This is a genomic window from Nostoc sp. UCD121 (genome assembly GCF_014222285.1).
Taxonomy (GTDB): domain Bacteria; phylum Cyanobacteriota; class Cyanobacteriia; order Cyanobacteriales; family Nostocaceae; genus Nostoc.
This window is the reverse complement of sequence record NZ_JACKZS010000277.1, coordinates 1-8,243: the sequence shown is the minus strand read 5'-3', so window position 1 is coordinate 8,243 and position 8,243 is coordinate 1. Positions and strand designations below refer to the sequence as shown.

8 protein-coding genes are annotated in these 8,243 nt (G+C 42.1%); 2 read left to right on the top strand and 6 right to left on the bottom strand.

The features are described 5' to 3' along the window. Positions 1-105 precede the first annotated feature (105 nt). Positions 106-1,380 (bottom strand): type IV pilus twitching motility protein PilT, encoded by a 1,275-nt coding sequence (locus GNF10_RS33040; RefSeq protein WP_185581177.1) that lies wholly within the window; start codon positions 1,378-1,380, stop codon positions 106-108. A gap of 729 nt (positions 1,381-2,109) precedes the next feature. Between GNF10_RS33040 and GNF10_RS33035 the strand changes: the two genes are divergently transcribed. Continuing rightward, the gene (locus tag GNF10_RS33035; RefSeq protein WP_185581019.1) at positions 2,110-2,484 is read left to right on the top strand and encodes a hypothetical protein; all 375 of its coding nucleotides are present in this window, start codon (positions 2,110-2,112) and stop codon (positions 2,482-2,484) included. Between the two features lie 229 nt (positions 2,485-2,713). Further along, entirely contained in the window at positions 2,714-3,844 is a 1,131-nt protein-coding gene (gene wecB, locus GNF10_RS33030) for a non-hydrolyzing UDP-N-acetylglucosamine 2-epimerase (RefSeq protein ID WP_185581018.1), read from the top strand. A 256-nt stretch (positions 3,845-4,100) separates the two neighbouring features. Here wecB and GNF10_RS33025 read toward each other — a convergent pair whose 3' ends face one another. The 5 genes from GNF10_RS33025 to GNF10_RS33005 all read right to left on the bottom strand — a co-directional run bounded on the left by GNF10_RS33025 (position 4,101) and on the right by GNF10_RS33005 (position 8,146). Beyond that, a complete protein-coding gene (locus tag GNF10_RS33025; RefSeq protein ID WP_185581017.1) occupies positions 4,101-4,769 on the bottom strand; it encodes a peptidoglycan-binding protein in 669 nt (222 codons plus the stop codon). A gap of 304 nt (positions 4,770-5,073) precedes the next feature. Then, entirely contained in the window at positions 5,074-5,484 is a 411-nt protein-coding gene (locus GNF10_RS33020) for a response regulator (protein WP_185580817.1), read from the bottom strand. 181 nt (positions 5,485-5,665) lie between these two features. Next, the gene (locus GNF10_RS33015) at positions 5,666-6,388 is read right to left on the bottom strand and encodes a Crp/Fnr family transcriptional regulator (RefSeq protein ID WP_185580818.1); all 723 of its coding nucleotides are present in this window, start codon (positions 6,386-6,388) and stop codon (positions 5,666-5,668) included. A gap of 80 nt (positions 6,389-6,468) precedes the next feature. Then, the gene (locus GNF10_RS33010) at positions 6,469-7,215 is read right to left on the bottom strand and encodes a Crp/Fnr family transcriptional regulator (protein ID WP_185580819.1); all 747 of its coding nucleotides are present in this window, start codon (positions 7,213-7,215) and stop codon (positions 6,469-6,471) included. 193 nt (positions 7,216-7,408) lie between these two features. Then, entirely contained in the window at positions 7,409-8,146 is a 738-nt protein-coding gene (locus tag GNF10_RS33005) for a Crp/Fnr family transcriptional regulator (RefSeq protein WP_185580820.1), read from the bottom strand. Positions 8,147-8,243 lie beyond the last annotated feature (97 nt).

Sequence of the window (8,243 nt, the reverse complement as noted above, 5' to 3'; positions counted from 1 at the left end):
GACAAGAGGTGAGAACTTGAAACAAGTCTTTCCCCTTGTCCCCAATTCTCCTTGTCCCCAAGTCCTCTTCCCAATTCTTAATTCCCAATTCCCAATTCCCAAATCTTAAACTCTACCTCGGAGAAACTGTGCCATTTCATTAGGAGTTGGCGACATTTCCAAAGCAGTTTCTTCAGTGATGCGACCCTCTTGATAGAGATTGAGTAATGACTGATTCATCGTAATCATGCCGTCAAAGCCAGCTTGTTTCATCAACTCGCCAATTTCATCATACTTACCGTCTTTGATCCATTCTTTAATAGCCTCAGTATTGATCAGCACATCGTGGAAAGCAGCTCGCTTTCCGTCAGTTGTGCGGCACAAACCTTGAGCAATTACCGCTACTAAAGACTCAGAAATTGCCACCCGCATTGCATCCTGTTCGTCACCAGAGTAGAGATTGAGAATCCGTTCAATGGTTTTGACAGCGCTATTAGTGTGCAGAGTTCCCATGACCAAGTGACCAGTTTGAGCAGCTTTTAGGGCAGTGTTGACTGTTTCCTTATCCCGCATTTCCCCCACCAGAATCAAATCTGGATCTTCCCGCAAAGCTGCTTTCAAAGCGTTGTCAAATTTCCGGGTATGCATTCCTACTTCCCGTTGTTTGACTAAAGATTTGCGGCTTTGATGGATAAATTCGATTGGGTCTTCAATGGTGATAATATGCTTGGCCATCTCCTTATTGATGTAGTCAACCATCGCTGCCATTGTTGTGGACTTACCAGAACCAGTGGGCCCAGTTACCAAAATTAAACCTTTGTGATGATGACAAATATCCCGAAAAATTGGGGGTAATCTCAACTGTTCCATAGTTAAGATTTTCAGAGGAATCAACCGCAATACCATCGCAGGCCCTCTAAGAGTGCCAAAAACATTGATCCGCACGCGAGCAAAGTCATATTGAGTTGCTCCGTCAAATTCTAAGTGTTCTTCAAAGCGCTGAATTTCCGCCTCGCTCATTACCTCCCGCAACCAATTCATAAAAGCTTCTTTACTTACTTCTGGATAATCCCATGATTGAATTTCTCCTCGGGTGCGGAAGCGCGGTACTTCACCCACACCTAAGTGCAAGTCAGAATATCCCTGATCGTAAGCTTCCCGAATTAACTTCTCTAAAGTGGGCCCCGCACTGCTAATTTTAGGGAGAACTGAAGTAGGTATTGGCGGTGGACTAACCGGACGATGACCTGCAACAGGCGTATTGGAACTCCTATCCATTGACATATCCAATGTTTGTGTCATCTGCCTCTGCGTACTAAAGGTTGGCGGAGGTGGTGGCATTGGTGGCAAGTTACGTTCGGTAACAGGGCTAGAATTTGATGGAGACTGTGATTCTGTCATATATCTTCACATTTGGCAGGTAAAAATTTGAATTAGTGAGAAGTCAAGTCACTTACTTCGATGACTTTTGGAAAATGCTTGCGTGCAAGCCCTAGTGGTGATGGGAGGCGATTGAAAATCTAGAACCACGGTCAATCCATTTCATCCACCTAAACTGGTATCTTTTTTTCCTAAGATTCTGCTACTCAGAAAATTTAGAAAAATTATTTAACCTATATATCATGGTTAACACACCTAATAGCTTAGAACGCCTCAGCAAAAATCCAGAGATTACATAGTGCTTTATAATACTTTTGATAAAATATGAATATTCTCAGCCATTAGATGAGAAATTTATCTTGGGCATGAATGCAAATTGCTAGCAATTAGCAGCATAAATACTAACTATTCATTTATTCAGCCCATCTATCAATTATGAGAAGCACTATCAATTTTTATAAGAAATGTTAAGCTTGGTAGGAGCAATATCTGGGGATCAACGTTAAAAGCCCATACGTTTTAGGTTATATACCTGAAGACAGATGCAGAAAGCAAGTTATTTTAATAGATATAAACTTGGTTTTATATCCACAATTACAAAAAACTAACTGTAAAGTTTAGTAAATAAATGCTCATTTTCCCAATTAGTTTTTATATACTGAATTTCACTGAGAAACAAATCAGTTAACTCGCCAAAAGCGAGATATCACTGAAATTAAAATTTGCTGTGTATTTTTGGGAGGAAAAGTCATGGTTTCTGCTGAAAGCTCTAATCTAGGAAAGACCTACTCCTTGTTGATGATTAAAAGCTTTTTAATATGGACTTTTACATTAGCAGTATGCTTGTTGGTTGTCGGGTTTCCATTAGTTGTCTTGATGGCTACGGTTGGATGTCTGTTATCGATCATCTTGCAATCTGTGATGCCTGTTAGTGCTGTTTTGCTTGTAGCAGGCGCTTTAATCATGTTTAATGTCATGGCAGTTGTATTGGCTGCGGGTGTGCTAACTATTAAAGGAGTTCATCCCAGCGAAGTTAAATGGTTAAGCTGGCTGCATGGAGAGGCAGACCAAATGCAGACTACTGTTTATGCTGCTTGCCCTTTAACTTGTGAGATTAAAATGTAGTCATCACAGGTGAATACGACAAACAGTGCGTCTGCCCGGTTAAGCCGGGTTTTTTCATGCTCTCTAATGATGTGATTACAAGTGAATTCGATATACAGTTTATCTACCCGATTAAGCCGGGTTTTTTCATGCTTTTTATGATTTGTGTAATGATTGACCGTCAACTATTGACTATTGTCCATAGACCATTGACTATAACCATTGGCAAATGACAGATGACTAATGACTAATGACTAATAAAAAACGGGTTTGCATTATCTTGGGTACTCGTCCCGAAGCGATTAAACTTGCCCCAGTGATTCAGGTTTTCCAGAAGTCTTCAGCTTTTGAGTCGCAAGTAATTCTAACTGGACAGCATCGGGAAATGGTTGAGCAAGTTATGCAGCTGTTCAACATCAAGGCAGATTATGACTTGGAAATTATGCAGGTTCAGCAATCTCTAAATGATATTACCTGCCGCAGCTTACAAGGGTTAGAAACATTATTCAAGGAGAAAAAGCCAGATTTAGTGGTAGTGCAGGGAGATACGACAACGGCTTTTGCCGCAGCTTTAGCAGCTTTTTATCAAAAAATCCCTATTGGTCATGTAGAGGCAGGTTTAAGAACTGATGATATCTTCAATCCTTACCCAGAAGAAGCTAATCGGCGGTTAATTTCTCAAATTACTCAGTTGCACTTTGCGCCGACTCCTTGGGCTGTGGAAAATTTGCACCGTTCTGGTGTTTTGGGTGAAATTCACATGACGGGTAATACGGTAATTGATGCGCTGTTGAATGTAGCTGCAACCCAAGCTGTTTGTAATGTACCAGGCTTAGACTGGGATTCATACCGCGTTCTGTTAGCAACAGTTCATCGGCGGGAAAATTGGGGAGAACCCCTGCAAGCGATCGCAGAGGGGTTTTTACAAATCTTAGACAAGTTCCCTGATACAGCTTTATTGCTACCATTACACCGCAATCCCACAGTGCGAGTCCCGTTGCAAGAGCTTTTAGGGAACCATCCCCGAATTTTCTTGACGGAACCTCTAGATTATGGCGAACTGGTGGGCGCAATTGGGCGATCGCATCTTTTGCTTACTGACTCTGGTGGTTTGCAAGAAGAAGCCCCCAGTTTGGGAAAACCAGTGCTGGTTTTGAGAGATACTACCGAAAGGCCAGAGGCTGTTGTAGCCGGTACAGCCAAACTTGTAGGTACTACGAGTGAGAACATTTTTGCATCTGCGGCTGAGTTACTGAGCGATCCAGATGCCTATGAAGCAATGGCAAATGCAATTAATCCCTTTGGGGATGGCCATGCAGCAGAGCGCATTTTGCAGATTGTGCAAAATTACTTAGGTGTTTCATCTGAAACCTCAACTTAGACTAAACAAAATACAAAATTTCTCTTTTTCAGGGTGTATAAAATCGACTTTTCTTATTTGCATTCAACACAGTTTCAATGTTGTGAAGTGAGCATCTTGCCCGCTTTCAGACGGGCGAGATGTTTTGTTCGCGTAGCGTCTCTGATAAGAGAAGTTTTAATCTCAGACTTCCTTAGTTTAGATTTCTAAGAAAATAGGTATAACCTAGAAATGAGATTTTTCCAAAGTAGCTGGTTGATGAAATTGTCTCTAACTTTTAAATACCCAGAGCTGCTCTAGTTTCGGGCCCCACTGTACCATCTACAAGTAGACCTTTACTTGCCTGAAAGCTTCGGACTTGGTTAACAGTTTCTTGACCGTATATTCCATCAACTCTGAGATTACCTAAAGCTGTCTGAACGTCTCTTACAAGCTGACCTTTAGAACCACGGGTAAGAATAACTGAACCGCCAACGCCACCAGGCCTACTAGTCACAGGAGAGTTGTTAGGTTTATCAGCAACCCATCGGGCATAAACATATCTACCCGTAGAAAGTCGAGCAAAACCGTTTTCATACCTTTCAATCGCTGGAAGTGTTGCACCGTTTGATACACAATCAATATAAGAGTAGTTGGTGCTTGGGCCTGTACGGATACGCAAACAACTGCCGTTAGTCTTTACATAAGCAGCCGAACTTATTTGAATTTGGGTAGCAGCAAGAAGTAATACACCAACACCAGCTAAAGCTAACCAAGCTGAAGATTTAAGTAATTTTTTCCAATCGAACTTAGGCTTGCTGTTTGTAAATGCCTGTTTTTCAGCAATAACTATGTTAGAAGATTTAAGAGATTCTTTCGCCAATTGAGATTTAGGGAGATTATATTTGGTGTTTCCAGATGCCTCTTCTTGAGCAATAAACATGTGAGAATAAGCAAGATATTCCATAATGCAGCCCTTTATATGAAAAAATGAGTAGTCACAGAGAATTACTTTAGCCTCCTCTGTATTTATTCTTAGTATATTTTATATCCCTGCTCTTTTAAAGGTTTTTGCTGGTAGCGGAAATAAAATTAGTCAAAAAATTTCTAAAAAAATGCGATGTCTACCAAGAGCTACACCAATACGCTGATTTAGTATAAAAATCACCAGGCATTGATATAATCCTCGGTAGACATCGCATTTTCAAAATAAATTAAATTTATTTAAAGCTTTATTGCTTAATGCCTCATTCCTTAAGCATCCAAATGTGTCAAGCGTATTCTTCGAGCATAACTAGACTAGCAACCGTTGAAGATAAATCATCTAAGTCTATCGGCTTGCATCGGTATATATCATAACCTGCTAATAATGCCCGATTCCGGTCTTCGTCGAAAGCAGATGCTGTTAGAGCAATAGCTGGAATTTTTCTCCCTCGCTTTGCTTCCAGATTTCTGACCTTCATGAGCAGTGAACAGCCGTTTTCATCTGGTAAGTAAATATCACTAATCAAGATGTCTGGTTTAAAAAATGACATTATTTCTATAGCAGCACCTGCCGAAGCAGCTGTGATAATTTCTGCTCCGTCCAATTCAAATAAGAAGGTAAGCAAAGTTCTTGTATCAGGATCATCATCTACGACGAGCAATCGCAGACCTTTAAAAGACATTGATTGATTAGACATTACTTTCACCGCCGTCTAGCTCAAACACTGGGAGTAGCAATTGCATCAAATGGCACGCGTTTGTAAATACCTTATGATGCTTTACTAAATCTTAATGGAACTAATTGCTAAGTGTCTGTCCGGTTTCGGACATAATAACTTGGAAGATTGATTCATCTGCGATGTCTACGACGGGCTACGCCTAGCGCCTTGGCTGATTCCCCAGTAACCGAGTAAATTCGTTTTGTATGACTTGATAACACTCGCAGGAAGTTGCTTCCAAATCCTCTCGGTTGAGAATACTAATTTGACCACGCTGATAGCGAATCATTCCGGCTCGGCTGAGGGTGCTAGCCGCTACTGTCACACCAGAACGACGTACACCTAGCATCTGGGCGATAAATTCTTGCGTGAGTGGAAAATCATCTGATTCAAAACGGTCAGAAACTGTGAGAAGCCAACGAGCTAGCCGTTCTTCTAGTGTATGAAGACGGTTGCAAGCACATCCTTGCGTAAGTTCTGTATATATAGCTCGTACATAGCGCAGCAGCAGCTTTTGAATAGCTCCGCCCCGATTGAACTCGGTTCTCAGAATATCTGCATCCATCCGCATTCCCTCGCCCGCAACTTGGACAAACGCTTTTGTGGTTGTTGTATTGCCTCCTAAAATTATTGGGATACCGACCATACCTTCATTGCTAACTATCCCAACTTCCACCGTTGAACCATCTTCCATAATAGTGACTATAGAAACCACTGCGTTTTGGGGAAAATAGACCTCTGTGATAGGTTCTCCTGGTTCATAAATGACTTGCCGAGTCGGAAGCGAAACTAATTTCAGATGGGGAACAAGACGCTCATAATCACTAGTTGGCAAAGCCGCTAGTAATCTATTTACTTGCGGCTTAAGAGTATTTTCACTCACTGAACATTAAAAGAGAAATTTGCTCAGAATACTTTAAATCAAGTTACTTTTGCCAGTCTGTTCGGTTTCGCACACATAACTCAAAAAAATTTTCTGGCTCGGTTACTGGGCTTTTTGCCCAGTAACCGAGCAAATTCGTTTTGTATAACTTGATAACACTCGCAGGAAGTTGCTTCCAAATCTTCTCGGTTCAGGATTCTAATATGACCACGTTGGTAGCTAATCATTCCGGCTCGGCTGAGGGTGCTAGCCGCTACTGTCACACCAGAACGACGTACACCTAGCATCTGGGAGATAAATTCGTGCGTCAGGGGAAAATCTTCTGATTCCAGACGGTCAGAAACTGTCAGTAGCCAGCGAGCCAGCCGTTCTTCGAGTGTATGAAGGCGGTTGCAGGCAGCACCTTGGGCAAGTTCAGAGTATACAGCTTGTACATAGCACAGCAGCAGGGTTTGAAGGGCTCCGCCCCGATTGAACTCGGCTCCCAATACATCTGCATTGATTTGCATAGCAGCACCCGGAATCTGCACAAAGGCTGTTGTGGTTGTAGTGTTGTCTCCTAAAATTGCCGGGATACCCACCATGCCTTCATTGCTTACTATCCCAACTTCTGCCGTTGAGCCATCTTCCATAGTGGTGACTATAGAAACCACTGCCTTGTCAGGAAAATAGACCTGTGTGATGGGTTCGGCTGCTTGGTAAAGAATTTGGTGAACTGAGAGCGAAACTGGCTTTAAATGGGGAACAAAACGCTCATAATCACTGGCTGGTAAGGCTGCAAGTAGCTTATTTGGTGGTTGCTGAAAAAGGTTTTTGTCTAATGGCATTAGAAGTCACTCTCCTTAAGGTAGGTGACTTTAGAAAAGCTAACTCAGGGCAAAAGGAAAGGATTTAAGGTTCTGATCCTAATGTCGAAAGATGTATTCTCTAAAGGAATATAGATAGGAAAAATCTAAAGAATATTAAATGAACACACTTCTTAGAGTCTGTACGCTTTCGTACATAGCAGGTTGAAAAAAATTATTTTTTCCGTTTATTGGGCAATAAGCCCAATAAACGGACATATTCATCTTCTATAATCTGATAACATTCGCAGGAGGTTTTTTCTAAAGCCTCTCGATTCAGGATGTTAATCTGACCACGGTGGTAAGTGATAATTCCGGCTTGGCTCAGGATGTTTGCTGCTTCGGTGACACCAGCGCGACGTACACCCAGCATCTGCGAAATAAATTCTTGCGTGAGTGGAAACTCTTCTGATTCCAAACGGTCTGAGACTGTTAGCAACCACCGAGCCAGCCGCGCCTCTAGTTTATGAAGACGGTTGCAGGCAGATCCTTGTGCTATTTGAGTGTACATACCTTGCACGTAGCGCAGCAACAGGCTTTGAAGGGCTGTACCCCGATTGAACTCGCTTCTAAGTATATCCGCATCCATCTGCATAGCAGTGCCTGTAACCTGCACTAATGCTGTTGTGGTTGTAATATCGTCTCCTAAAATTACTGGGATACCTACCATGCCTTCATTGCTCACTAAACCAGCTTCTACAGTCGAGCCATCTTCCATAGTGGTGATTATAGAAACCACTGCCTTATTGGGAAAATAGACCCGTGCGATCGCTTCGCCTGCTTCGTAAAGTATTTGCCGATTTGAAAGCGAAACTAGCTTTAGATGGGGGACAAGACGCTCATAATCACTGTCTGGCAAAGCTGCCAGCAGATTATTTGCTGGTTGCTCAAGGGTATTTTTGTCTAATGACATTGGGGTTCTCCTGAATCTAGCAGTCTCTAGAAAAGGCAACTTGGGGCATAAGGAGAAAATCAAGAGTCTGACCCTAATGTCAAAAGATGTATTTCCT